This window comes from Saccharophagus degradans 2-40 (assembly GCF_000013665.1).
Classification (GTDB): Bacteria; Pseudomonadota; Gammaproteobacteria; order Pseudomonadales; family Cellvibrionaceae; genus Saccharophagus; species Saccharophagus degradans.
In genome coordinates this window covers 3,013,517-3,039,042 of sequence record NC_007912.1, presented here as the reverse complement: position 1 = coordinate 3,039,042, position 25,526 = coordinate 3,013,517, and the positions used below count along the sequence as shown (strand labels likewise).

Below are 25,526 nucleotides of genomic sequence, written 5' to 3'. Positions count from 1 at the left end.
CCCCTTAGGGGGCGCTTCATATACTATCGCCCGCTATATTCTCTCGGGGGAAATTATGAGTATTAAATCCGATAAGTGGATTCGCCGTATGGCAGAAAACGAAGGGATGATCGATCCTTTTGAGCCGGGCCAGGTTCGTTATAACGCTGATGAGCAGCGTTTGATTTCGTATGGTACCTCTAGCTATGGCTATGATGTGCGCTGTGCGGATGAGTTTAAGATATTTACCAATGTGCACTCTGCTATTGTAGATCCGAAAAACTTTTCGGATGACAGCTTTGTAGATGTGAAGAGCGATGTGTGTATTATCCCTCCCAATTCATTTGCATTGGCGCGAACAGTAGAATATTTCCGTATTCCACGAAGCGTGCTTACTGTGTGTTTGGGTAAGTCTACCTATGCGCGCTGCGGTATTATTGTAAACGTAACGCCGCTAGAGCCAGAGTGGGAAGGTCACGTAACACTTGAGTTTTCTAACACTACACCTCTGCCTGCAAAAATTTATGCGAATGAAGGTGTTGCTCAAATGTTGTTTTTTGAGAGTGATGAAGTGTGTGAAACATCCTACGGTGATCGCGGTGGCAAATATCAAGGTCAGCGCGGGGTGACATTGCCACGCACCTAGTACATAACATCTAGCAGCGATCTAATTCGCTTCGCACCAATGTAGACACTGCTAAAGTAAGCCTAATATAAAAAGCCCGCTAAATTTGCGGGCTTTTTTGTGTGCTCTGTTTCTACAGGTAGAAGAGGGCGTTTGTTTTTGCGACGCAGCTTAGATAACGCGGAACTGCTCTGCAACCTGCTCAATGCTGCCGATACTGTCGGTAAGCTTCTTCAGTAGGCCATCTTCAAGTGAGTAAATCCAGCCGTGTACAGTAAGCTCTCGGCCTTCTTTCCATGCGTTTTGCACAGCGGGTAGCGCAGTTACATTTAGCGCCTGTTGCTTAACGTTTAGCTCACATAACCGGTTCAAGCGCTCTTTCTCGTCGGTAATGTTTTCTAGCTCGGCTTTTTGTTTTTGGTACACATCGCGGATATTGCGAATCCAGTGGTCTACCAAGCCAAATTGTTGATTGGTGAGCGCGGCTGCCACACCGCCACAGCCGTAGTGGCCAGTTACAATAATGTGCTTAACTTTAAGAACCGATACCGCATAGTGAATTACAGAAAGGCAGTTTAGGTCGGTGTGTACCACACAGTTAGCAATGTTGCGATGTACAAACATTTCACCTGGCATTAAGCCAACAATTTGGTTGGCGGGTACGCGGCTATCAGAGCAGCCAATCCACAAGTACTCAGGGAACTGTTGTGCAGAAAGTTTTTCGAAAAAGTGCGGGTCTTCGGCCTTAATTGCTTCTGCCCAATCTTTGTTGCTCTGGAAAAGATTATCTAAATCGTTCATAGTGCCTCAACTCTATTATGCACACCAACGGTGCGCGGTTCGCCATTGCATTGTCGTACTGGCGCGCAAGTATAACGCAAAAAAAACAGGAAGCGGAGCATGCAAAAAACATTTTATTGGCACGACTACGAAACATGGGGCGCAAACCCTGCTGTAGATCGGCCTAGCCAATTTGCTGGCGTGCGCACCGATATGGATCTAAATATTATTGGCGAGCCACTGGTAATATATTGCAAGCCACCAGAGGATATTTGGCCTAACCCCGAAGCCTGTTTAGTGACAGGGCTTACACCGCAAGAAACCCTCGCTAAAGGCGTAACTGAGCGCGAATTTATTAAACAAATACATCGCGAATTGGCCAAACCGGGCACCTGTGGTGTGGGCTATAATTCTATTCGTTTTGATGATGAAGTTACCCGTTATACGTTGTACCGCAATTATTTTGACCCCTACGAGCGCGAGTGGCGCAACGGTAATTCGCGCTGGGATATTATTGATATGGTGCGCCTATGCTATGCATTGCGGCCAGAAGGCATAGAATGGCCGGTTGTGGACGGCAAGCCAAGTTTTAGATTAGAAAACTTAACTAAAGTAAATGGCATTGTGCATGCGTCGGCGCACGATGCGTATTCCGATGTTGAGGCTACCATTAAACTGGCGCGTTTGGTTCGTGAAAAGCAGCCTGCTTTGTATGAGCATGTTGTCAATAATCGCGGTAAGCGTGAGGCAACTAAGTTGTTGGATGTGGCAAGTAAAAAGCCAATGCTACATATCTCATCAAAGTTTTCATCCGAAAATGGCTGTGCCGGTTTGATAGCGCCTTTGGCTTATCATCCCGTTAACAAAAATGCAGTAATAGTTATTAATTTAAATGCCGACCCGAAACCACTTTTTGATTTGTCTGCAGATGAGATTAGAGCGCGTATATTTACCGCAACCAAAGATTTACCCGAAGGCGTAGAACGCTTGCCGGTTAAGTTAATTCATTTAAATAAATGCCCCATACTTCTAACGCCTAAAATACTAGACGAACAGGCGCAGGCGCGATTGGGTATAGATAAGGCACAGTGCGAAAAGCATTGGTCGCAGTTGCAGCGTATGGATATAACAGAAAAGCTGCAGCAGGTATTTGCCACAAACGAGTTTGAAGGTAGCTTAGACCCAGAGCGTATGCTGTACGACGGCTTTGTGGGTGACACAGATAAATACGTAATGGCAGATGTGCGCAAGGCGAATGGCGCGGAACTATCGAAACACAATTTTGTATTTAGTGATAAGCGGTTAAACGATATGTTGCTGCGTTATAAGGCGCGTAATTTTCCTGACGATTTAACCGATAGCGAGCGGGCCGAGTGGCGAGAGTTTGTAAGCCAGCGGTTAAAAGACGGTGGCGATGGGGTGTTATCGTTAAGCGAGCTAAACGACAAGCTTGTAAATATACGAGCAGAGCTAGAGCAGCAGCAAGACCAAAGCCCAGAGCAAATAGCTAAAAAATTAGATATTATTAAAGCGCTGGAGCAATACGTAAGTAAACAAAGCCAATTAATAATAAGGTAGGGGTTAGCCTTTAGCTTTAATAAGGCTGTTTAAAGTAAGGCGGCCCATTTCTGGGTTGGCGTTAATATCGCGGCGTGCATCTAAATTACCCGCGTGTAAGTAATTGCCGCGATAAACAACTAGCCTGTTAAATTTAAATTCTATGCTGGCAATGCGCTCAAATAGCGTGTTGCTGCCATTCATATAGCGAATGAGTTTTTTCCCTTCCTGTATTGCCTGTTGCTTAACCTCGGCGAAATATTGTTTCACGTTGGTTGGGTTGATGCTCTCTAAGCCAGATTCTATATGCCGATAAAACCCAGTGCCACCAAAAGGTTGCGTTGCGATGTAATGCACCACTGCAAATTGATTGGCATCTGGTGCATCGATATGTGGGATACACTGAATGGGTCTGAGGGTTTCCTGTGGTTGTGCGGGCAGTGAATAGGCGCTTACCCCGAGTTCTAGCTCAGTAGCAGAGGACAGGCTAAAGGTGTCTATTATTGGTTGGTGCAGCAGTGCATTAAGTTGCTTTTTATAATCTTCTGGCGCGGGCGCGCGTATACCTGGATAAAAGTTGGTGTCGTCACCAACGAAGTATTTGGAAAGCCCTGCATTGCGAAGTTGGTCGCAATGGGCAAATGCATTGTCGATTATTAAAATACGATTTTTTTCATTGCCGTACTCAATTACCTCAATGTGCGGTGAGGGCGAGCCAGCAGTGGGGTGCTGTTTAGTTGCGTGCGGCTGTTGGCTTGGCTGTGGTGCTTGTGTTGTCTGCTGAGTTTGCCTAGTCACTTAGCTTTTTTAACCTTTCATTTTTACGCTGAATTAAACCATAAATATGGCCGAGAGTGTCCATCATGGTGTAAATGGCGTGTAAATGCCCGCTTTGCTTAAGCTCAATAAGCGCTTCGTTACTTAGCGCATCGAGCTTGGCTTCATCTATGGAGTATAAGCCATTTACCTTTTGATTCTGCTTGTTTGCAAGGGTGATATCAAGGGTAAGCGGCGAAATTAAGCTGTGTTTGATAAGCGCATCAATAAAATTTTGCGTGTGAGTTTGCCCAGCAATTAGCTGTGAAAGCAGAGTTTTTATGTTATTTAAAAATGCAGTTGCTTCGCCTTGCTCGTTAAAGAGTGGTTCGCCAGTATTTTCACTTAGGCATGGGCTGTTGGTGTCTATGCATAGCAGGGGTTGCGCATCTGAGCTTTCTTGGCCGATAAAAAACGGTTGCCGGCTAATATTGATGGGGGTGTAAATACCTTGCCATTGCTCATCTTGCCAAAACAAATTTTCGCCTTTCTCAAAACCGAGTAGCGCCACGCAAATAAATTGACCCGTATCACCATTTTTAGTTAATACAATTGGGTATTGCACGCACAGCTTTTTAAACTCGTTTATTACTACCGGTACCATGGTTTGTTGCGCACCTAATGCTTCAACTTTGCTGGGCTGTATTTTTAAATGCTTGTGTTCGGTTTGGCTTAAGGTAACAAACTTAGTTGTGTGCATTGTGTTTTCTCCTGCTTGTATCGCTTTATTATTTTTAGTGTGTCGATGTTGTTCGTGTTTTTTATACCGGCTGTAAGCCGAATTGGGCAATTTTTTCTAATAGTTCTCGGTTGCTTGGCAATGCCTTAAGGGCTTCGTCCTCGTTCAATTGCTTGCGCATAAAGTGCGCGTCTGCCACTGCTGCGTTATATAAGCCTGTATTGCTAAATTGGGTATTAAACCCCATGCCGTACAGGACATATTGGTAGCTAGCAGCAGGGAATACTTCGTTGTTACTGGTAAAGTCTAGGTCGCTTGGGGCGCGATGTTGCCAAAGCGCTAGTAAATCTTGCAAGCTTTGTGGAATGGTTGCTGGGTCGCAGTTGTCGCGCCAAAAGGCGGTGTCTGTGCGCTGGCTAATGCAATAGTGCAATTTTAAAAAGTCGATAATTTTATCCCAGCGGTAAAGAAAGGTTTCGTTAAAACGTTTTGCCACTATATTCATGGTTGCTCTGTTAGCCGGTAGTTGCTCGGCTATCATTTGTGCTGAAAGCTCAACCAGCACAAGTGCAGAGGCTTCTAGTGGCTCGAGAAACCCCGCAGCTAAGCCCACTGCAACGCAATTATTTACCCAGAACTTTTCGCGGTGGCCCGATTTAATGGGTATTTTTCTTACATCTAGCTTGTCGCAATCTGTTTGAGTGTAAGTTGCCAGCGCTTGTAGCGCATCGCTTTCGCTAGTGTGCCTGCTTGAATACACGTGGCCAATACCGCGTCTGTGGGTAAGACCTATATCCCATATCCAGCCGGCATCTTGTGCGGTAGAAATAGTGTGCGAGGCAATGGGGGAGTCTGCTTTGGAGTAGGGGAGTTGTACGGCTAAAGCACTGTCTATGAAAAGTACATCGCTACAGTCTTTAAACGGTACTTGGTAGTGCTTGCCTACTAGCAGCGCGTTAAAACCAGTGCAGTCTACAAATAAATCGCCTTCAATATTGCCGTTTGCTTTGGTTATTACACTGGCTATATCGCCGTTGTCTGCGATGTTAACACCGCTTACGTCATCCAGAATATGATTAACGCCTAAGTTTTGTGTGCAGTGTTTTTGTAAAAAGGTGGCAAATTTACCCGCGTTGAGGTGGTAGGCGTAATTGGCCGCACCGTTAAATTCGGGGGCGCGAATGGTTTTGGGGGCGAGTCCCTTTTCACAAATAGCTTGTTGAATGCAAACTGCTTCTGAAAAAGATTGGCCGGTTACTTGTTTAACGGTTTGCCAGTGTTGTGCGAGGTCTGTTTTGCCAAAACCTTGCGGCAGCATAAGCGGGTGGTAGTAAAAATCGTCTTGCTTGCCTGTTGTCCAGCGCGCAAATTTTGCGCCTTGTTTAAAGGTTGCGTCGCATTGGGTTAAAAAATCTGTTTCGCGAATGCCCATTTTAATTAAGGTTGATCGCATTGTGGGCCAAGTACCTTCACCTACACCAACGGTAGGTATGTTGGGCGATTCAATAAGTGTAACGCGAATATTGTTCGTATTTTTAACTGCATCTGCGCCTGTATTAAATTGTGCTGCCAGTCGCCCTGCGGTTAGCCAGCCTGCGGTACCGCCACCCACTATAACAATATTTTTTAGCGGAGCAGTTTGATCGGCTGGTCTTGTTTGCATGGTGTTGTCTCTTCGCAATGCGTTTATATTTGGCTTAAAAAAGACCGCCGCAGTACGGCGGTCAAGGGTCAAAGCCTATGGTTTAGGAGAGGCTTTTTAGAAGCTTGCGCGCACACCCAGTGCCAAGCGACGTCCACTGTCCTCAATTAGAAGCAGTTGGTTGGCGTAGCGGCCACGTTTGTGTACGTATTCTTCGGTTAGGTTAATACCTTCTACGAATATGCTCACGTTATCGTTAATATCGAAGCTACCACTTAGGTCCCATTGTTGATACGCCTCAACAATAGTTGGGCCGTCCCCTTGGCCTTGGGTAAGCGATTGTAAAAACTCGTCACGCCAGTTCCACGCGAGTCGTGCTTGGAAGGGGCCTTGTTCGTAGTAGCCAACTAAGTTAAACGAGTCACTTAAGCCTGGCAGCGCAAATACTTGGCTTAAATCGTCTGGGTCTAGCTCCGCATCGCTTGTTACTATGGTCGCGTTGGCAATAATACCGAAGCCTGTTTCGCCAAACGCATGTTGCAACGCTAGCTCTACGCCATCCACTGTAGCGTTTTCACCGTTATTGGGTAACGTGTTTGTGAATACAGCAACGTCATCGCCTGCATCTGCTGCACCAGAATCGGAACCGGTTGACGGATCGGTGAGTAACGAACCATCAGGGAGTGTAAAGGTTCTGCTTTCTTGCGCATTTACGATAAAGTTGGCTACGTCTTTTTTGAAGTAACCGGCAGACACATAACTCGTGTCGTCGTAGTACCACTCTAAACTTAAATCCAAGTTGTCGGATTCAAAGGGTTCTAGTGCTGGGTTACCACTTGCAGATGTTAAATCGCCACCTTGACGTGTTGTGGTGATAACTGTGACCGGCGACATACTGTTTAGGGTTGGTCGAGTGATGGTTTTGGACGCGGCGGCGCGGGCGACTAAGTTATCTGAAATATCTAACTTGATGCTCATGTTAGGTAATATAGAAGAGTAGTCTGTGCTTAAGCTAATGCTATCCGCGGCGCCGTACTGTGCCAACATCTCGGTTTCATCTAAAATGGTTAGCCCAGAAACTGGCGCAGTAGTGCCGTCTACATCTGTAGTGGTTTCTTCTAAGCGTACACCAGAAGTCATTTCTATACGCATATCAGCAATTTCGCCAGCAAATTCTAATTCTAAATATGCGGCGGTAGTTGCCTCTGTTATTTCATAAGAATTGTTGCGTTTTACTGCGTCAAAACTAATTGTATCTGTATTGGTACTTGCGTAATAACTTTCTAGGAATGCAAAGTTGGCTTCGCCGTCGTGCGCTAGCCATTGGGTTGGCATACGTCCGCTGCCACTTACATCGCCTAAAAAGTCGCTGCCTGCATCAAAAATATATTGCGCATCGGCGGGTATTGTTGGGGCATCTGGGTAGCCGCAGTAGGTGCAGTGAATACCAACGCCTTCGTTATCCCAGCGCTCAAGTGCTTTGGTTTCGGTAGAGTGCTGAAAGCCAAATTTTGCTTTGGTTAAACCAGTGTCGTTACCTTCATCCCACAGGCCGTCCATGCGAAATTGGGTAACGGCATCTTCCACCGCCCAACCTCGGCGCAACATAACGTGAGCTCGGCTATTGTCTTTGTTTAGGTGGTCGTTAACGCCAGCAGGGGTAATGGCTGGGTCGTAACCGGCAAATCCATCGCTATCATCAATAATTGCGCCGTCTATTTCCTGTTGGCCGCTATAAATATTGGGGTTTGCTTCGGCAAACATAGAGGCCAGCGGCAGTATATTGTTATCTACCTGAAAGCGTACTCGGTTGGCGTAGCCAATAAGTGAGAGTTGGTCGCCGCCACCATTGTTCGCTTCGCGCTCAGAAGTAGAGTGCGAAAGATCGAACACTAACTGTAGGTTATCGTTAGCTTGCCATTCTGCGTTTAAACCAATAGCGGTTGTTTCGGTTAAGCGGTCGAAGGTTTTAGCGTGCATGTCGGTTGCTAAACCTACTTCTTGGTATAAATCGATAAGCGTGCCGTTCTCGTCAACGATTGGGCGGCGGCGCTCGCCGTCGGTATCGAACAATGAGCCGTCGTCACCTACGCCTTGAATGTTTGGCGCGGTAAACCAGTGGCCGTACGATGTGGTATCTGTGTTTATGTCGAAATCGGTATAAAGCAAATCACCGGTAATAGTTAAATCGTCGGAGGGCGCGTATTGCAATACTAAATTTGCATTAGTGCGTTTGCGATCTTCAAACGTGACTTTATGGTCGTAGTTACGTGGCGAGAATACGTTGCCATCCCAGTCGGCACCGCTTTCTGTCATGGGGTTGGGCACGCCAACGTTTTCTAACCAGCCATCCATTTGCGCTTGGTTTAAGCGGGTGCTGCGCTCTTGATGTGAAAGCGCAAATAGCACACCAAAAGTATCGTCGGCAAAGGTGTTGCTAATCATGCCAGATATTTGTGGTGAGGTTTCTTCGCTGTTGCCATCCATAAGTGCTTTGGCACTACCAGCAACTTTAAACTCGCCAATATCTAATGGGCGCGCAGTTGTAATGTTAACCGTTGAGCCAATACCGCCAGACTGGAGAGTAGCCGAGGATGTTTTATAAACATCTAAACGTTTAACTAATTCTGAAGCAACCGTGTCAAAGTTAAAGGCGCGCGATGTATCTTCTGAGGCTATTTGGCGACCATTAACAAGTACAGTATTAAATTGTGGACCAAAACCGCGAACAGTAATTTGTTGACCTTCACCGCCTGAGCGGTCAATGGATACACCCGTAATACGTTGCAGCGATTCTGCAAGGTTGGTGTCTGGGAATTTACCAATGTCTTCTGATGAAATAGCATCAACTACGCCGCCGCTTTCGCGTTTTACATCCATCGCGCGCTGTAAGCTTGCGCGAATACCTGTAACCAAAACTTCCTCAACTTGGCCAGCGGGTGCGGAGGTTTGTTGTGCAATAGCATTTGCACCGGTGAGTGAAGATAATGCGGCGATAACCGCGCTAGATAACAATTTCTTTTTATGCATGGAGTCGATTTCCCCTAGGTCATGTTCCATAAGAATGGTGAGCTGACCATCCGCACCAATATTCACAAATAGCTGAGTATCTCTCAGTAAAAGTGCTACAGCATCAGTTATGGAGTATTCGCCTTGTAAAGAATTTGTTTGCAATTGTTTTACGTCATCGAATGGAAAGATGAGAGTAATGTTAGCTTGCTTAGCAAATTCAGTAAGCGATATGTCTGCTCGTTGCTGAGGAATATCGAAACGTACGACTTTTTCTAGGGTGTCTGTTTCGGCTTGCGCCAAAGCAGAAAAAGAAATGAGAGCACCCAAGGTTACTGCAGTAATTATTGTCCGTCCGTTTCTCTCAGCAGCCTGCGGTATACAGGCTTGTTGTATAGACGACCGAACATTATTTTTCCGCCAGTTGGGGTGCGACATATTTTTATTTTTCTCTACTGGTTGGTGCTTTGTCGTTATTATTTGCGTTTTCTAGGCGCTAATTTTGTTGTGCGTGAATAGGTGTTGCAAGTATCACGGGGCGTGTAGATTTTTCTGTTAAGGTGTTAATGAATGCGTGGAAAATAAATACAGCAGGTGGCGCGGCGGCACAGTTGTGTTGTTTATAATGTTGCGCCGCGCGTAAGAATAATTTTTTCTCCATTGGTGCCAGCTGCATCTATATTAAAATTTTGTTTTAAAGCAAGTGTTAGCCCATCTATATCGCCAGCTTTAAACATGCCTGCAATGCGAATGTTAGCAATGCTTTTATCTTCTATTTCGAATCGTGTTGAGGTGTAGCGCTCTATTTCTATTAGCGCCTGTGCAAGGGTTTCGCCTTTAAATATTATATTGCCATGCTGCCAAGAAAGCTTTGCAGAAATCTCATTTTCATCAAGGGCAGTTACATTGGCATTGGGCGCACCCAGTATAACTTTTTGCCCTTTAGCTATTGACGCGTTTTGCGTTGAGAGGGGCTTTTGCGCAACCGAGATGTCTTTCACGTTCTCAGCAATAAGTACTTTGCCGTCGGTAACGATCAATTCAACTTCTTGCGTATCCATTATTTGCACATTAAAAGCCGTGCCTACTGCCTGAACGAGTTTATCCTGGGCTACAACGCTGAGGGGGCGGCTTTTATTGTGAGCAACTTTAATGTGTAATTCACCGCGCAGCAAGGTAAGTATGCGGGCTTGTTCAGTGTAATTGACCGCAACCTTGGTATTGGTGTTGAGGGTTAGCTCGCTGCTATCTGAAAGCGTAACAACCGATTGCTCACCAATTGCCGTTTCGTATATGGCACTTGCTTGGTGGTTGGCTATGAGTGTATCCGTTTGTGGGGTGGTAAATGGAGCGGTACTAAAAAATAAGCCTAAGGCGACCAAGCCAGCAATTAACGATGCCGCTATGCCGTAGGGGAAGCGCGTTTCTTTTGGCGCTTCAAACAGGTCTGCCAAGCGAGAAAGGTCATCCATTTTATCCCATAGCTCTGCGGCGCGATAAAGGGCACTCGCGTGAGCGTGAGATTCGTTAACCCATTTTTTAAGAGCTTGCTGCTCATCCGTGCTTAAGCCTCTATCTAGGCGAGCTATCCAAAGGCAGGCTTGGTCGTTTATTTCGTCCGCTGGGGCGAGTTTGTATATTTTGCTCATAAACTTGCCCCTTTGGAATGGGATGATCTAACTACTTGCATTGTCGATTTATCTTGTTTGTTATCTAAAAAATTGGCGCAGCGTTTTAGGCCTTGCGCTATGTGTTTTTCTACGGTGCTTTGGCTAATACCCAGTTCTTTGGCTATTTCTTGTTGCGAGTAACCGTAAACCTTTTTAAGTACAAATACCTTTCTACATTGCACCGGTAGCTGCCTCACAGCTTCGCAAAATAGGGCAAAGTCTTGCTCGCCTGCCGCGCGGCGGTATGGGTCGTCTTTGTAGCTTGCTAAATTATCTTGTGTGTCTTCATCTAAACTGTCTGTTAGTTTGTTGTCTGCCCGCTTTATATAATCTAGCGCGAGGTTGCGCGCGGTTTTCAGCATAAAAGAGCGCGGGTGCGTAATGGTGCTCGGTTGCTTAACTTGACATACGCGTACATAAGTCTCTTGGACTATATCTTCCACGTCGTGCGGCGGTACTATGCGGGATACCGCTCGTGATAGCGCTTTTTGTATAGACAAATAGATAGACTGCACGTTTGATTCATCGGTCATAGTGTCGGGCTACTGTATAATTATTATTCGCTAATTACTACAGACGACCAGCCTCTAAAAATCCGCCAGTTAAAAATAGGTATTTTTAACTAAACGTTTGTTTTTGGCGCCGTAAGCCATAGAATGAGCCGATAATAATTAGACGATTGGATCGCTGAAACCCGCTATGTTGCGTTTACTTGGATTATGCATTTTTATCGCTTTCTCTCCACTGTGTTGGGGGGAGCCAATCGCTCTGGCTGATGGTTTAATGCTGGACGCAGAAGTAGCCCAGAAGCATAAGCTCACTATTAAAATGGAAAAAGTGGATACCTTTGGTGGATTGGAGACGCTTGTGGGCCGAGTAGACGGCCGATTGGCTTATTTTGTTTCTGCGGTACCTATTGATCAGTCTGCGCGTAAAAATGTGTTGTGGCAGCGTTTGAGTGCAGAGCTTAAGCGCAATAGCGATCAAAAACGCTACACCTTGTTGCGAGAGGGCACTGTTGCCTCGGAGCATGTTTTTGATATTGAGTATAAAGTTGTGGATTACACGCAAGCTGGCACTCGGAAAATACAGATTTATTATTTGTTAGATGCTTCTAAGTCGAGCTATTGGATTACGGCGACTACTGTGGTTGTGCCCGAATTACACGCAACTCTAGCGCGTACCAATCTGCTTGTATCATTGCTGCGACCTGCCAGCCCTTAATCTCCAGTCTATTTTGCGTAACTCATTTTTTGCGCGCCTAGTATTTCATAAATATTTTGCATAACTATTTAGCGCAGCTATTTGTTTTGTGGTGTACAGCAAAAACTGGCGCCGCTTTTTATTTGCTGGTCTATCCTTAAATTAATAAATGGGGCTAATTAGTTGTGCTTATGGCATGTAAACACTTATTGAAGGTTGCGGCGGTAATAGGGTTGGTGCTTGGCGGCTATGTGCCTGCTGGGGTGGCGGCAACAGAAGCTGTGCGTATATCTTTTGGGGGGCACCCTTTGGATGAATATGCAGTGGGGCTGATGGAGCTAGCATTTTCTGAAATTGACATGCCTATCGAACTGAATATAGCTAAGCGTTCGGCCACGCAAGGGCGCTTAAAACTAGAGGTAATGAAGGGTAAGTATGACATTATGTGGGCTGCCTCTACCCCAGTAGATGAGGCCGATATGCTGCCAATTCGTATTCCCATGCTAAAAGGGTTGCTTGGCTACAGGGTGTTAATCATTCATGCAGGAGATCAGCAGCGTTTTAATGAAGTGGCTACATTAGATGATTTAAAAGCGTTCAGTATGGGGCAAGCGCTGGATTGGGCAGACACAGGCGTATTAAAAGCCAATGGTTTTGAGGTGGTCACATCGAGCAATTACCCTAGCTTATTCGATATGTTAGTAGCCCGCCGTTTTGATGCATTCCCTCGCGGTATTATGGAGCCTTGGGGGGAACTGGCCGCAAGAGATTTACCCAGCCTAAAGGTAGAAGATAGCCTTGTATTGGTTTACCCCATGCCATTTTATTTCTTTGTAAAAAAGGACAATCTTGTACTGGCCAAATTGGTTGAGTTGGGGTTGGAGAAATCGTTGGCGAGCGGCTCATTCGACCGTTATTTTACCCATCACCTACACGCAGAATTTAAACTCGACCCAGCTATACTGGAGGGCCGTAAGCACATATATTTAACCAATCCAAATCTTACCCCGCAAACACCTTTAGCTCGCAAGGAGCTTTGGTTCGTCACAGATACTCTTTGGAAGGGGGAGTAATCATTGGGGCTGCTATCCTAAGGTTTTACGCTAAAAGTTACACCCTAGCCGCTATAGCGGCAGCGCGCGATGCCAGTGCCAAAATAGCTTTAACAAAGCAGTTGTTATTTGCTTTTCCCAGAGTAGAATAGCGCCAAAATTTGGGTTCACCACAGGCAAATATATGGGGCGCTGTTATGAAATTTTCTGGTTCTCACATCTTATCGGTAGAGCAATTCGAACGCGCAGATATAGAGCGTATTTTTGCCGTTGCTGATTCCATGGAGCCTTATGCCCTGCGTCAAAAGGTTACCCGCGTGTTAGAGGGTGCCATTTTGGGCAATATGTTTTTCGAGCCCTCTACGCGTACCCGGGTAAGTTTTGGTTGTGCTTTCAACCTGTTGGGCGGGGAGGTAAGAGAGACCACAGGTTTTAAAAGTTCTGCCATAGCAAAAGGCGAGTCGCTTTACGATACCGCGCGTGTACTGTCTGGTTACTCCGATGTAATTTGCATGCGTCACCCGCAAGAAGGGTCTGTAGCTGAATTTGCCCAAGCGAGTAGGGTGCCTGTAATTAACGGTGGCGATGGTGCCAATGAGCACCCAAGCCAAGCGCTGCTCGACCTATACACCATTCAAAAAGAGCTGCGCGATAAAGGCCGCAGTTTAGATGGTTTGCGTATCGCCATGATTGGCGACTTGAAGCACGGTCGTACCGTTCACTCTTTAATGCGCTTATTGGGGTTGTTTGCAAATTTGCAGGTAGTGTTAGTTAGCCCAGAAGAGCTCGCCATGCCAGAAGAGTACGTAGAATTGCTGCGCGGCTTGGGGCACAGAGTGGATGTATCGTCCGATTTGGCCAACAGTATTGGCCATGTTGATATTGTGTATTCTACTCGTATCCAAGAGGAGCGCTTCGGCTCGAAAGAGGAGGCCGACTTGTACCGTGGTCGATTCCGCTTAAACCAAGCTATTTACACCCAGTTTTGCGAGCCAAACACGGTAATTATGCACCCGCTGCCACGCGATTCTCGCTCCGATGCGAATGAGTTAGATAACGACTTAAACCAAAACCCCAACCTGGCAATTTTCCGCCAAACCGATAACGGTATTTTGGTGCGAATGGCGCTGTTTGCATTAATTTTGGATGTTGCTGATCAAGTAGATAAATTCTCGCGACCAGTAAACTGGTACCACAGCCGCACATTTTAGTCGCCCATTCTAGATCTGTATAAAAAACACCCATTCTGAGTTTTGAGCTATAGCCAATATGTGTGGTTATAGCTCAATTGTTACTTTTATACCCTTTTCTTCTGAATGAAAAACCGCGTAGTTCCATACTGTTATAGCTATTACTTATCGAGTGTGTAAAACTTAAACCGATTTGGTATATATGTGTGCCAGAAATTGTGAAGTGATTCTAATTAGTGGTACATTCTAAGGGCTAGACTTTATAAGAACGAAATAAGGCATTTCGCCAATTAACTACGAGGTTTACCCAATGTCTATTCGCGTTGCACAGCTACTGTGCATGTTGGTAAGCGTAACCGCTGCCAGCGTATTCGCAGACGAGGGAACGAGTAAAAATGAGCAATGGTTGCTCGCAAAATACGATGTTAACGGTGATAACGTTATCTCTGTTGACGAAATTAGTGAAAAACGTCAAAAGCTATACGCGGCGATGGATTTAGATGCCGACGGTGGTGTAACGTTTGGTGAATATGAATATGTCGACGGTGTAAAGCGCCAAATGCTGTTAAAAGCGCGCTTTAATAAATTAGACTTAGATCAAGATGGCAAACTGAGCTCCAGCGAGTACTGCTCTTACTTAGGCAGTTTCGACCGCTTTGATCAAAATGGTGATGGCAATATCACCACATCAGAAATAGACATGTCTAAGGTGAAGGCTGCAAAAGAAAAACCTGCGCCAGTAAAAGCTGAAGACGATACCAGTTGCTTGCTTTGGTTTTGTGTTAGGTCTTCCATTAAATAGATACGAAGCGAAAATTATTAAGCATAAAAAAGCCCTGCATTTGCGGGGCTTTTTTATGGGCGATTGTTAGAGAATTAGTTACGGCAAAGAGAGGCTGTTGGGGCTAATAAAGCGGCCGATCTTATCTATAAGCTTGTGCTTATCTAGCGGTTTAAGTAGGGCTGTTTTCGCTCCCGCTTTTGCCGCAAACTCTTCCACCTCGCTTAGGCTATCTGCTTGGCAGGTAAGAATAATAGGTATCTCTTCGGTATCGATGTTCGAGGTTAAGCTCTTGCAGGTTTCGTAGCCGTTTACACCGGGTAGGTAGGCATCCATCAAAATAAGGTCTGGTTGAAGCTCTTGGGCCAGCTCCATGCATTCTTCACTAGTTTTGGCTGTAATGATGGAGCAATGGCCTTTTAATATGTCGCTAATAAGAGACAAACTTGCGTCATCGTCATCTACAACAAGTATTAAGCCGTTGGGGTCGGCGGATTGAATTGTGCTGGTATTTCTGCCGCTGGCTTTAGCGGTATAAAGGGCCTTATCTGCAAGCCCCACTTGGTGTGCCCAGGTAGTGCCAGTAGTGTAATTAAGGGCGGCTCCACCAATGCTAACGGTAACGTAGGTATTGGACGGCGAAGCGCGATGTTTAATTTGCAAGCGCTCAACCGACTTGCGAATTTGCTCTGCTATATAGTGTGCACCGTTTTCTGGGGTGTTGGGTAATAAAATAATGAATTCTTCACCGCCATAGCGACCGATTAAATCGTCGGGACGGGTGACGCATTTGGCCAATACGCTAGAAATAGTTTGAATGCAGCGATCACCCTGTTGGTGGCCGTAGTAATCGTTATATTGCTTAAAATGGTCGATATCTAATAGCAATACGGCCAGTGGGGCCTTGTTGCGGGTGGCTATTTTCCACTGCTTTTCGGCTAGCTCTTCAAATGTGCGGCGATTATAAAGGTGGGTAAGCCCATCTCGCTGACTGAGCACCTTAAGCTCGCGATTAAGGGTTGCTAGTTGGTTGCGCATATCGGTTATGCGCTCCATGGCCCGTATTTTTGCCGATATAATCATTTGGCTTACAGGTTTTACAAGGTAGTCATCACCACCGGCATCTATGCCTTCTTCAAGGCTTTCATCTTCGCTCATGCCGGTCACGAAAATGATCGGTATCCAGTGATCGCCAAGCCATTCGCGAATAAGGCGAGTTGTTTCGAAGCCATCTAGCCCTGGCATCTCCACATCCATAATGATGAGGTCCACCGCGGTTTGTTCAATAATTTGCAGTGCTTCTTCACCACTTTTGGCAATAACAGGCTCGTGCCCAGCTGTGCGCACAAAATGGCTCATGGCGTGTCGCAGGGTGGCGCTATCTTCAACAAGCAATATTTTCATTCTTATATGTACTTAACCGCAATATTGGTGCTGAGTGTACCATAATCAAACTGCGTGAAATCCACGTCGCAGCACCAGTCGCTAAACGGTATAATGCGCGGCTTAACGGTTGTTAAATCACAAATAAATCGCGCTTTTGTGCAAAAAACGTTCACGGGGTAACCCTCAAAAGTGATTCCTTACGCATACAAAAGTGCAACCGCTGCTTAGGTGACTATGCTGGTTACTATAAGCGAACTGAATAATAAGTTTAGTACAAGCTTCTCAAAGGTGAGAATCCTTTGTGAATGGATGCTAACTGCAGAAATTTCCAGTGCGCCAAGTCGTGCTGGCGTGCCCAACGCAAGAGAGAGTGTTAATGTCTGAGTTTGATGAAATTCGTCCCTATAACGACAGTGAAGTCGTGCCCACGTTACAGCGTTTGCTGGAGGACAAGGAGTTTCTCGATACGGTCGCCAAGCTTGGCTTGCCAAGAGCGGGTAAATATATTGCTCCGCTAGTGCGCGGGTTAATTCGAGGCCGCCTGCAAAAAGAAACAGCCAGCATTCAAACCGTTGCCGATTTACAAGCGAAGATAGAGTTTTACTTAGGCCGCGAGATAAATCGCACTATTACCCATTTGTCTATATCCGGCCTTGATAATTTCGACCGCGCTAAGGCCAGCTTATTCGTTAGTAATCATCGCGATATAGTTATGGACCCTGCACTTGTTAACTGGTCGCTATATAAAAATGGGTTTACCACCTTGCGCATAGCCATTGGGGATAACTTACTTACCAAGCCATTCGCATCCGATTTAATGCGGTTAAATAAAAGCTTTATTGTTAACCGCTCGGCAACCGCTCCGCGTGAAAAACTAAAAGCGGCGAAATTGTTGTCTAAATATATTCACCACTCGGTACTTACAGATAACGAAAACGTATGGATCGCTCAGCGCGAAGGCCGCGCTAAAGATGGCATAGACGTAAGTAACCAAGCAATTATTAGTATGTTTGCACTAAGCAAACCCAAAACGCAGCCTTTTGAAGAGTTTATACGCGAGGCACGCATTGTGCCGGTGACGCTATCTTACGAATACGACCCGTGCGATACCGCTAAAGCGAAAGAAATTTATCAAAAGGAAACAGAGGGTACCTATAAAAAAGGCGAGCACGAAGATGTAAAAAGTATCGCCACTGGTATTACCGGGTTTAAAGGGTGTGTACATGTACATTTTGGTGAGCCACTCACCCAAAACTTTGAAAATGCAGAGCAGGTAAAGCTGCATTTAGATAAAGAAATTATTTCTAATTATGTGTTGCACCCCAGTAACTGTATTGCGTACGAAATGCTAGAAAAACGCAGCCCCAAAGTATTGGTGGGTGAAAAGCAAATTGCGTTCGATACTGCCGATTGGCAAGCCGAGCGCAAAATATTTGCCGATCGTATTGCAACCTGCGATCCGCAATACCTAAATACACTGCTAAAAGGCTATGCAAATCCGGTCTACCGCAAATTGAGCTTGACCGCGAATGCTGAATAAAGATGTAAAAAAAGAAATTCAACAGGCCTACAGTAAATTCTTAGAAGCGCGGGAGCTAAAACCGCGCTATGGCCAAAAATTGATGATTGCCGAAATTGCGAAAACGCTAGGCAGCATTCAGCTTAATGCAGATGGTGAACGCCAAACAGAAGGGCACCTTTGTGTAATAGAGGCCGGCACGGGTACCGGTAAAACCGTATCGTATTTATTGGCTGCTTTACCTGTGGCCAAAGCGTTAGGCAAAAAAGTTGTGCTCGCAACGGCTACCGTGGCCTTGCAAGAGCAGGTGGTTTTAAAAGATTTACCCGACCTTATTCGCTACGCCGATTTAAAGTTTAACTTTTGCTTAGCCAAGGGACGTGGCCGTTACATGTGCCTAAGCAAGTTAGACAAAATATTAACCTCGTCGGACGATACCCAGTTTATCCCGCTTTACGAAGACGAGCACAGCGAAATAAGTGAATTCGATACCAAGCTTTATACCTCTATGATGGAGAAACTAGGCGAAGGTAAATGGGATGGCGATAGAGATAATTGGCATGATGAAATTGATCAACCCGTGTGGCAGCGCGTAACCACGGATCATCGCCAATGCACTGGTAGAAACTGTAAGTTTGTTCGCCAGTGTGCGTTTTTTAATGCGCGAGAACTACTCGATGAGGCAGATTGCATCGTCGCCAACCACGATTTAGTACTGGCGGATCTAGCGCTAGGTGGAGGTGCTATTTTACCCGCACCAGAAGAAACTATTTATATTTTCGATGAGGGCCACCACTTACCCGATAAAGCCCTTAATCATTTCGCCAGTCACACCCGTTATAAAAGCACTATTCGCTGGCTTGGCCAAAGCGAAGGGCAGTGGTCTAATTTAATTGAACCACTAACAGATGCCTCGTACTTCACCCAAATTGCGGCCCCCACAGAAGCAGTTTTCAAAAATGTTCGCTCGTTAATGGAGGCGCATCTGCCGCACATGCAAGAGTGGGTGTATGCGCTAGAAGCGAGTAACGAAAAAGATAACGATCGTTTTCGCAGGGATGACAGGCAGGAAAGCAGCAGGCAATTACGCTTTGAACAAGGTGTAGTGCCCGCAGCTATGGAGTATCTCGCTCGCGAATTAGTGGATGCCTTTTTAGATTTAAGTATGCACTTAGGTAAGCTTCATAAAGAATTAGAAACACTGATAGAAGATGATTACCCACTGGTGCCGAGGGTAGATATAGAAACCGTACACGGTGCCGTTGGTACATGGCTTGCACGCGCAGATGGTAACCTAAGCCTATGGAAGAGTTACGCAGACACCAAAGTGATAGAAAACTGGCCTATAGCGCGCTGGATAACCGTAACGACATTTAACGACGTAATGGATTACGAAATAGTATCCAGCCCCATTTTAGCCTCAAAAGCGTTAGAAAAAGATTTGTGGTCGCGCTGCTGTGGCGCGGTTGTTACCTCGGCTACACTCACCGCGTTAAATTCATTTGATCGATTTAAAATCCGGTCTGGCACCTACGACGATTCCCATTACTCGGTAGTGCCCAGCCCATTCGATTACCCCAATCGCGCAGTTTTGCGTATACCGTCGTTCGCCGTTGAAGCAAATTTTGCAGCGGACCATACCGATAGCATGATTGAGTACTTGCCTGAAATTATCGATAAAAAAGCGGGCACACTGGTGTTGTTTTCATCTAGAAAGCAAATGCTGGAAGTGTTTGATCAGTTACCTGCCGATTTTAGAATGCTAATTTTAATGCAGGGTAGCCAGTCCAAGCAGGTGTTGGTGAGCGATCATAAAAAACGTATCGACGAGGGCAGTGGCAGTATTATTTTTGGTTTAGCCAGTTTTGCCGAAGGTGTGGATTTACCCGGTAAATATTGCACCCATGTGATTATTGCCAAAATTCCTTTTGCTGTGCCCGATGACCCGTTGGAAGCGTCACTTGCCGAATGGGTAGAAAGCAGAGGCGGCAACTCGTTTATGCAAATAACCGTACCCGATGCAGCCATGCGTTTAGTTCAGGCTTGTGGTCGGCTGTTGCGTACAGAGTCGGACAAGGGCGTAGTAACCATTATGGATAAGCGCCTAATAACCAAGCGCTACGGGCAAGCGCTATTAAACTCTTTGCCACCATTTAAGCGCGAGCTGGGCTAATGGATTTACGCGCTAACCAGCTGCTGAGTTTACTGATGGATTTGGAAATGCATTTGCGCTCGGCAAGCTTATGGCAGGCACAATTACCTTCGCAGGCAGCACTTGCTAGCACCCAGCCATTCTGTGTGGATACGCTAGAGTTTCAGCAGTGGTTGCAGTTTGTGTTTATTCCCCGTTTACGCGTTTTAGCAGAAACCGGCCAGCCACTACCTTTGCTGTGCAATGTGGCGCCAATGGTAAGCGACGGTGACGTATTTACTGGTGTCAATGCACGAGCAGAAATTGTTCACACGCTAGAGCAAATAGACGCACTAATTTCTAATTAAGTTTTTTGATTCAGGCTTGCTGCTGGTGAAGTGTTAGGGGTAGACGGGAGTTATTATAAAAAACGGGAGCTTAGGCTCCCGTATTACTTTTTACAAATATACAGAATGTAATAACTTACATTTTTTCCATCACTTCAATACCCAGTAAATCCAACCCTTGCGCTAAGGTGCGTGCAACGCCTTTGCTTAATTGCAGGCGGCTGGTTTTTACTGCGGGCTCGACGCCTTCTTTAAGAATAGGGCAGGCTTCGTAGAATGTCATAAACAAGCTGGCCAAATCGTAAAGGTAATTACACATTACGTGTGGGTAAGCGTCGGCGGCTATTTGCTCAACAATTTCTGGGAGCTGTAAAAGCTTAATTGCCAACTGCACTTCTTGCGGCTCGGTTAGGTTAACTTCGCTTTCGAAGGTATCCATGTTTTCGTTTGCGCGGCGGAATATGCTGCGAATTCGGGTATAAGCATATTGCATGTAAGGGCCTGTGTTGCCTTCAAATGCGAGCATGCTTTCCCAGTTAAACACGTAGTCGTTGGTGCGTGTTTTACATAAGTCTGCGTACTTAACTGCACCAATGCCCACTTTGCTAGCTACCTCGGCCATTTCTTCTTCGGTAAGGTCTGGGTTTTTGGTGCGCACTTCTTTTGCTGCACGCTCTACGGCCTCGTCTAACAATTGGGCGAGTTTTACTGTGCCGCCACTGCGTGTTTTAAAGGGTTTACCGTCGCTGCCTAGCATGGTGCCAAAGGCGTGGTGCTCGGTAGAAAGCCATTCATCGGCGAAGCCTGCTTTGCGGGCAAGGGTAAATACCTGCTGCATGTGCAGCGATTGGCGCGCATCAATAAAATATAAAATGCGGTTAGCTTTAAGTGTGCCTACACGGTAACGCAGTGCAGCGAGATCGGATGTGGAGTACAAATAGCCACCATCTTTTTTCTGAATAATCGCAACGCTGGGGTCGCCATTTTTATCGGCTAATTCGTGTAAAAATACCACTTTTGCACCTTGGTCTTCTACTGCTAAGCCCTGTGCTTCTAGCTCTGCTACTACCGGTGCAAGGTCGTCGTTATAAGCGCTTTCGCCGCGTACATCGGCTTCGCCTAGGGTTACGTTAAGTTTGCGGTAAATTTCTTCTGCGTGTAGTAGTGAAACTCGGCGAAACTCTTGCCATAGTTTATTTACTTGAGCGTCGCCAGATTGCAGCTTTACTACGTAGTCGCGGGCGCGATCGGCAAAAGCTGGGTCGTCATCAAAGTGTTTTTTGGCTTGTTGATAGAAGCCTTCTAAATCTTGTAGTGCTAACTCGGGGCGCTCGCCGCTGCCAAGTTGATCTTCTAATTCGGCAATTAGCATACCGAATTGGGTGCCCCAGTCGCCCACGTGGTTTTGGCGAATAACTTTGTCGCCCGTAAATTCCAAAACGCGCGCAATGGCATCACCAATAATGGTAGAGCGCAAATGGCCAACGTGCATTTCTTTAGCGAGGTTGGGTGAGGAGTAATCTATAACAACCGTTTCTGGGTTGTTTTTAGGGAGAATACCCAAGTTGGTGCTATTGGTTACAGCAACAGTTTGTTGCGCCAACCACTTTGGGTCTAAGTGGATATTAATAAAGCCGGGGCCGGCAATTTCAACTTTGCTGGCTATGCCGTTTAAATCCAAGTTATCAATAATCTTTTGCGCCACTTCGCGCGGGTTGGTTTTTAGCGCTTTGGCCGCACCCATGGCGCCGTTGGCTTGGTAGTCGCCAAAGCCCGCTTTTTTGCTTACCGCCAAGTGGGGGCTGTAGTCGGCGGGTATACCCGCATCGTTCATGGCGCTTTTAACGCGATCGTTTAGTAGGTTACGTATATTCATGGGTTTCAACCGGGCGCTTTGGGCTTATCTAATGGGCCTGCGAGGTAGGGCAGGCAGCTAAAATATGTGATGCGGGATTGTAGCGGCTGCAGGGGTAGATGCAAGGTGTGAAGGGCTTGTAAGGGCAACTTTTAGGCATATGAGCGAAAAGGTTAGCGATTATGAATAGTCTCGCTCTGGTTGCTGCTGCTGTGGCTGCTAAACTCTGATGAGAACAAAATAACCTGCACGTATAACTTTTGAAAGGAGTGACATTAATGGAGCCTAGCCCAGAAGTATTGGTGGAGCAGCGTGGCGCCACGCTAGAGGTAAGTTTTAACCGCCCAGATCGTAAAAACGCCATTAATTTAGCTATGTACCGCAGTTTAACGGCCGCGTTATTGCGAGCGAAGCAAGATGCGACCACTCGCAGTGTACTTATTTACGGGCAGGGAGGCATTTTTACCTCTGGCAACGACCTTAACGATTTTGCCAACGCCTCTAACCTGCAAGATGAGAATAACCCCATTGTTATCTTTATGCAGGCGTTGCTTAGCTTTCCAAAGCCTGTGGTGGTTGCGGTAGAGGGCGTGGCTGTGGGTATTGGTACTACGCTACTGCTACATTGTGATCTTGCCTATGGCCACACAGATGCGCGTTTCGCATTGCCGTTTGTAAAATTAGGCCTGTGCCCAGAGTATGCATCTTCTTACCTTATACCCCGTATTGCTGGGGCTGCCAAAGCCAGCGAATGGCTGCTGTTAGGCGAAGAGTTTAGTGCGCAAGAGGCGAAAGAAGGCAATTTAATTAATAGCGTAGAGGCTGCACCCCTCGCTAAAGCCCGCGCGGCGTGCGATAAGCTTGCGTTGTTGCCGCCAGCCGCCGTTAGACAATCTAAAGCCCTACTTAAACAAACTACCTCCGATAACGTGCAACGGGTAATCGATACCGAAATTGCACTATTTGCTAAGGCGTTAAGCCAACCCGAATTTGCAGAAGCGGTTGGGGCCTTCTTTGAGAAACGCAAACCCGATTTCTCTCACTTTGAATAATTAAAAAGGGAACCCAAAATGAGCCAAGTATTTGATTTTAGTGGTCGCACCGTTGTTGTAGTGGGCGGTACAAGTGGTATTAATCGCGGCGTTGCAGAATGCTTTGCCCGCGCAGGTGCAAAGGTAGCTGTAGCCAGCCGCAGCCAAGAAAAGGTGGACGAAACCGTTGCAGCCTTGCAGCAAGCCGGTGCAGAGCAAGCTATGGGGTTTGCAGCTGATGTGCGCGACGTAGATGCAATTGCCGCAGGTTTACAAGGCATCGCCACTGTAATGGGTAGCATTGATGTACTGGTGTCTGGTGCTGCGGGTAATTTCCCTGCGCTGGCAGAAGATTTATCTGCAAATGGTTTTAAATCGGTAATCGATATAGATCTGCTTGGCACCTTTCATGTAATGAAGGCGGCTTTCCCACACCTAACCAAGCCAGGGGCGTCTATTGTGAATATTTCCGCCCCGCAGGCATTTTTACCCATGCAGGCGCAAACTCACGTATGTGCGGCCAAAGCGGGTGTAGATATGGTTACCCGCTGCTTGGCCTTGGAGTGGGGGGAGCACGGTATTCGCGTTAACTCGCTAGTGCCCGGCCCTATTGAAGGCACAGAAGGCATGAAACGCCTGGCGCCAACGCCCGAGCTTATGGAGCTAGCAAAACAATCTGTGCCTTTACAGCGCCTAGGTAAACCAGAAGATATAGGCAATATGTGCATGTATTTGGCGTCGGAGCAGGCCGCCTATGTGAGTGGCGCAATTATTCCTGTTGATGGCGGTTGGTCGCTGGCGGGCGCATCTGGCCTTAGCCAAACGTTGGTGCAAATGCTCAAACAGCTTAAAAACATGTAATAGCTTGGCAATAGTACGCCTGTATGGTTGCGCCGCTATTGTGTGGTCGTGCCTCATTTCACGCCTAATATTGGCGTAAATACCAAAAAACGGGTGGTATGCGCGGTGGGTTAGCAGCCTGCCGCTTACCCTGACTAGCTAAAAGCCATGCAATTGGCTGCTTCTACCCGTTTTCCCCTTGCTTTAGGCCCCATGTTAGTGTTTATCGGCTATGCACATTGGTTTGATTGTGTAGAATAGCCCCAGTTCGAAAATTTCTACGGAGTACGGCATGTCGGCGGGTTCAAGTTCTAATAAGGTTAGTGAGTTAATTCTAAAGTTCAGTTGTGATGATCAGCCCGGTATTGTGGCCTCTGTCGCTAGTCTGTTTTCCCTCCAAGGTTTTAACATTCGCGAATCTTCGCAGTTTGAAGATGTAAGTACACGTCGCTTTTTTATGCGTACGTTACTTGAGTCGGTAGAAGGCCCTAAAAGCCTTGCCGATGTGATGTCTGCTTTCCAATCTGTGGCAGACCGCTACAAAATGACGTGGGAGCTAACCGACGCAGCCGAAAAAACCAAAGTACTTATCGCAGTATCACAATGGGGCCACTGCTTAGATAACCTACTCAATGGCTGGAAGCGCGGTTACTTGCCGGTGGATATAGTAGGTGTGGTATCCAACCACGAAGTAATGAAGCCTTTGTGCGAGTGGTACGGCGTACCTTTTCATTACTTACCCGTAACGGCAGACACCAAACCACAGCAAGAGCAGCAAATTTTAGATGTAATGGATAGCTCCGAAGCCGATCTTTTAGTACTGGCTCGCTATATGCAAATTCTTAGTGATGACCTATGTAAAAAATTAGAAGGCCGCGCAATTAATATTCACCACTCGTTTTTGCCTGGGTTCAAAGGTGCCAGGCCGTATCACCAAGCTTACGAGCGCGGTGTAAAGCTTATAGGTGCAACCGCCCACTACGTTACGGCCGAACTAGATGAAGGCCCAATTATTGAGCAAGCCGTAGAGCGCGTAAGCCACGCCAATACCCCAGAGGAATTGGTTGAAATAGGGCGAGATAGCGAAGCGGTGGTACTGCAACGCGCAGTGCGTTGGCATGCGGAGCGGCGAGTGTTACTCAATGGCAAGAAGACGGTTGTGTTTAATCGTTAAGGTAAGGGATAGTTCACAGATCACAGATCACAGATCACAGATCACAGATCACAGTTCACAGTTCACAGTTCACAGTTCACAGTTCACAGCTAAAAGCTAAAAGCGTAGTTTGGTCTGCGCTTTTAGTTTTAGTTTTAGTTTTAGTTTTAGTTTGTATCGCTAGCTACTTTCTTTTTTCTAGATGTCTCTTTCGCGCATATAACTAACGATTTGTATGGCGCTCATATCTGTGGTGTTTCAGTTTTTTCATGTCAAGTTGT

General features: G+C 46.4%; 21 protein-coding genes. 12 read left to right on the top strand and 9 right to left on the bottom strand.

Annotation, left to right across the window (positions count from 1 at the left end):
- The first annotated feature begins 55 nt into the window (after positions 1–55).
- Positions 56–625, top strand: coding sequence for a dCTP deaminase (dcd, locus tag SDE_RS12545; protein ID WP_011468873.1), 570 nt, complete (start codon positions 56–58; stop codon positions 623–625).
- A gap of 150 nt (positions 626–775) precedes the next feature.
- Here dcd and can read toward each other — a convergent pair whose 3' ends face one another.
- The gene (gene can / locus SDE_RS12540) at positions 776–1,405 is read right to left on the bottom strand and encodes a carbonate dehydratase (RefSeq protein WP_011468872.1); all 630 of its coding nucleotides are present in this window, start codon (positions 1,403–1,405) and stop codon (positions 776–778) included.
- 99 nt (positions 1,406–1,504) lie between these two features.
- Between can and sbcB the strand changes: the two genes are divergently transcribed.
- Complete coding sequence (gene sbcB, locus SDE_RS12535; protein ID WP_011468871.1) at positions 1,505–2,962, top strand: exodeoxyribonuclease I; 1,458 nt, start codon at positions 1,505–1,507, stop codon at positions 2,960–2,962.
- A 3-nt stretch (positions 2,963–2,965) separates the two neighbouring features.
- Here the strand turns inward: sbcB and SDE_RS12530 are convergent, their stop codons facing one another.
- The 6 genes from SDE_RS12530 to SDE_RS12505 form a co-directional block, all read right to left on the bottom strand.
- Positions 2,966–3,739 (bottom strand): DUF6445 family protein, encoded by a 774-nt coding sequence (locus SDE_RS12530; RefSeq protein WP_011468870.1) that lies wholly within the window; start codon positions 3,737–3,739, stop codon positions 2,966–2,968.
- Positions 3,732–4,457, bottom strand: a complete 726-nt coding sequence (locus SDE_RS12525; RefSeq protein ID WP_011468869.1) for a SapC family protein — start codon at positions 4,455–4,457, stop codon at positions 3,732–3,734. The genes SDE_RS12530 and SDE_RS12525 overlap by 8 nt, the downstream gene beginning before the upstream one ends.
- Before the next feature lie 61 nt (positions 4,458–4,518).
- Positions 4,519–6,099 (bottom strand): tryptophan halogenase family protein, encoded by a 1,581-nt coding sequence (locus tag SDE_RS12520; RefSeq protein ID WP_011468868.1) that lies wholly within the window; start codon positions 6,097–6,099, stop codon positions 4,519–4,521.
- Positions 6,100–6,195: 96 nt separating this feature from the next.
- Complete coding sequence (locus SDE_RS12515) at positions 6,196–9,525, bottom strand: TonB-dependent receptor (protein ID WP_011468867.1); 3,330 nt, start codon at positions 9,523–9,525, stop codon at positions 6,196–6,198.
- 182 nt (positions 9,526–9,707) lie between these two features.
- Complete coding sequence (locus SDE_RS12510; RefSeq protein WP_011468866.1) at positions 9,708–10,736, bottom strand: FecR family protein; 1,029 nt, start codon at positions 10,734–10,736, stop codon at positions 9,708–9,710.
- Positions 10,733–11,290 carry an RNA polymerase sigma factor gene (locus SDE_RS12505; protein WP_011468865.1) on the bottom strand — a complete coding sequence of 186 codons (558 nt, stop codon included), beginning with the start codon at positions 11,288–11,290 and terminating at the stop codon, positions 10,733–10,735. The genes SDE_RS12510 and SDE_RS12505 overlap by 4 nt, the downstream gene beginning before the upstream one ends.
- A gap of 166 nt (positions 11,291–11,456) precedes the next feature.
- Between SDE_RS12505 and SDE_RS12500 the strand changes: the two genes are divergently transcribed.
- The 4 genes from SDE_RS12500 to SDE_RS12485 all read left to right on the top strand — a co-directional run bounded on the left by SDE_RS12500 (position 11,457) and on the right by SDE_RS12485 (position 15,004).
- Positions 11,457–11,981: a hypothetical protein gene (locus SDE_RS12500; protein WP_011468864.1), complete on the top strand. Its 525-nt coding sequence runs from the start codon at positions 11,457–11,459 to the stop codon at positions 11,979–11,981.
- 170 nt (positions 11,982–12,151) lie between these two features.
- Positions 12,152–13,033, top strand: coding sequence for a hypothetical protein (locus tag SDE_RS12495; RefSeq protein WP_049762634.1), 882 nt, complete (start codon positions 12,152–12,154; stop codon positions 13,031–13,033).
- A 176-nt stretch (positions 13,034–13,209) separates the two neighbouring features.
- The gene (locus SDE_RS12490) at positions 13,210–14,223 is read left to right on the top strand and encodes an aspartate carbamoyltransferase (RefSeq protein ID WP_011468862.1); all 1,014 of its coding nucleotides are present in this window, start codon (positions 13,210–13,212) and stop codon (positions 14,221–14,223) included.
- A gap of 289 nt (positions 14,224–14,512) precedes the next feature.
- Complete coding sequence (locus tag SDE_RS12485) at positions 14,513–15,004, top strand: EF-hand domain-containing protein (protein WP_011468861.1); 492 nt, start codon at positions 14,513–14,515, stop codon at positions 15,002–15,004.
- Between the two features lie 78 nt (positions 15,005–15,082).
- Here the strand turns inward: SDE_RS12485 and SDE_RS12480 are convergent, their stop codons facing one another.
- Positions 15,083–16,387, bottom strand: a complete 1,305-nt coding sequence (locus SDE_RS12480; protein WP_011468860.1) for a diguanylate cyclase domain-containing protein — start codon at positions 16,385–16,387, stop codon at positions 15,083–15,085.
- Between the two features lie 358 nt (positions 16,388–16,745).
- On the opposite strand from SDE_RS12480, the gene SDE_RS12475 reads away from it, so the two are divergent.
- Genes SDE_RS12475 through SDE_RS12465 form a run of 3 tightly spaced genes read left to right on the top strand, consistent with a single transcriptional unit; the run spans position 16,746 to position 20,387 of the window.
- Positions 16,746–17,909, top strand: coding sequence for a 1-acyl-sn-glycerol-3-phosphate acyltransferase (locus SDE_RS12475; protein WP_011468859.1), 1,164 nt, complete (start codon positions 16,746–16,748; stop codon positions 17,907–17,909).
- A complete protein-coding gene (gene dinG, locus SDE_RS12470) occupies positions 17,899–20,061 on the top strand; it encodes an ATP-dependent DNA helicase DinG (RefSeq protein WP_011468858.1) in 2,163 nt (720 codons plus the stop codon). Before SDE_RS12475 ends, dinG begins: the two co-directional genes overlap by 11 nt.
- On the top strand, positions 20,061–20,387 hold the full coding sequence (locus tag SDE_RS12465) for a YqcC family protein (protein ID WP_011468857.1): 327 nt from the start codon (positions 20,061–20,063) through the stop codon (positions 20,385–20,387). Before dinG ends, SDE_RS12465 begins: the two co-directional genes overlap by 1 nt.
- A 115-nt stretch (positions 20,388–20,502) precedes the next feature.
- Here SDE_RS12465 and argS read toward each other — a convergent pair whose 3' ends face one another.
- Entirely contained in the window at positions 20,503–22,242 is a 1,740-nt protein-coding gene (argS, locus tag SDE_RS12460; RefSeq protein WP_011468856.1) for an arginine--tRNA ligase, read from the bottom strand.
- Positions 22,243–22,499: 257 nt separating this feature from the next.
- On the opposite strand from argS, the gene SDE_RS12455 reads away from it, so the two are divergent.
- The 3 genes from SDE_RS12455 to purU all read left to right on the top strand — a co-directional run bounded on the left by SDE_RS12455 (position 22,500) and on the right by purU (position 25,266).
- Positions 22,500–23,273, top strand: a complete 774-nt coding sequence (locus SDE_RS12455; RefSeq protein ID WP_011468855.1) for an enoyl-CoA hydratase-related protein — start codon at positions 22,500–22,502, stop codon at positions 23,271–23,273.
- 18 nt (positions 23,274–23,291) lie between these two features.
- On the top strand, positions 23,292–24,113 hold the full coding sequence (locus SDE_RS12450; protein WP_011468854.1) for an SDR family oxidoreductase: 822 nt from the start codon (positions 23,292–23,294) through the stop codon (positions 24,111–24,113).
- A gap of 271 nt (positions 24,114–24,384) precedes the next feature.
- The gene (gene purU, locus SDE_RS12445) at positions 24,385–25,266 is read left to right on the top strand and encodes a formyltetrahydrofolate deformylase (RefSeq protein ID WP_011468853.1); all 882 of its coding nucleotides are present in this window, start codon (positions 24,385–24,387) and stop codon (positions 25,264–25,266) included.
- The last annotated feature ends 260 nt before the right edge of the window (positions 25,267–25,526 follow it).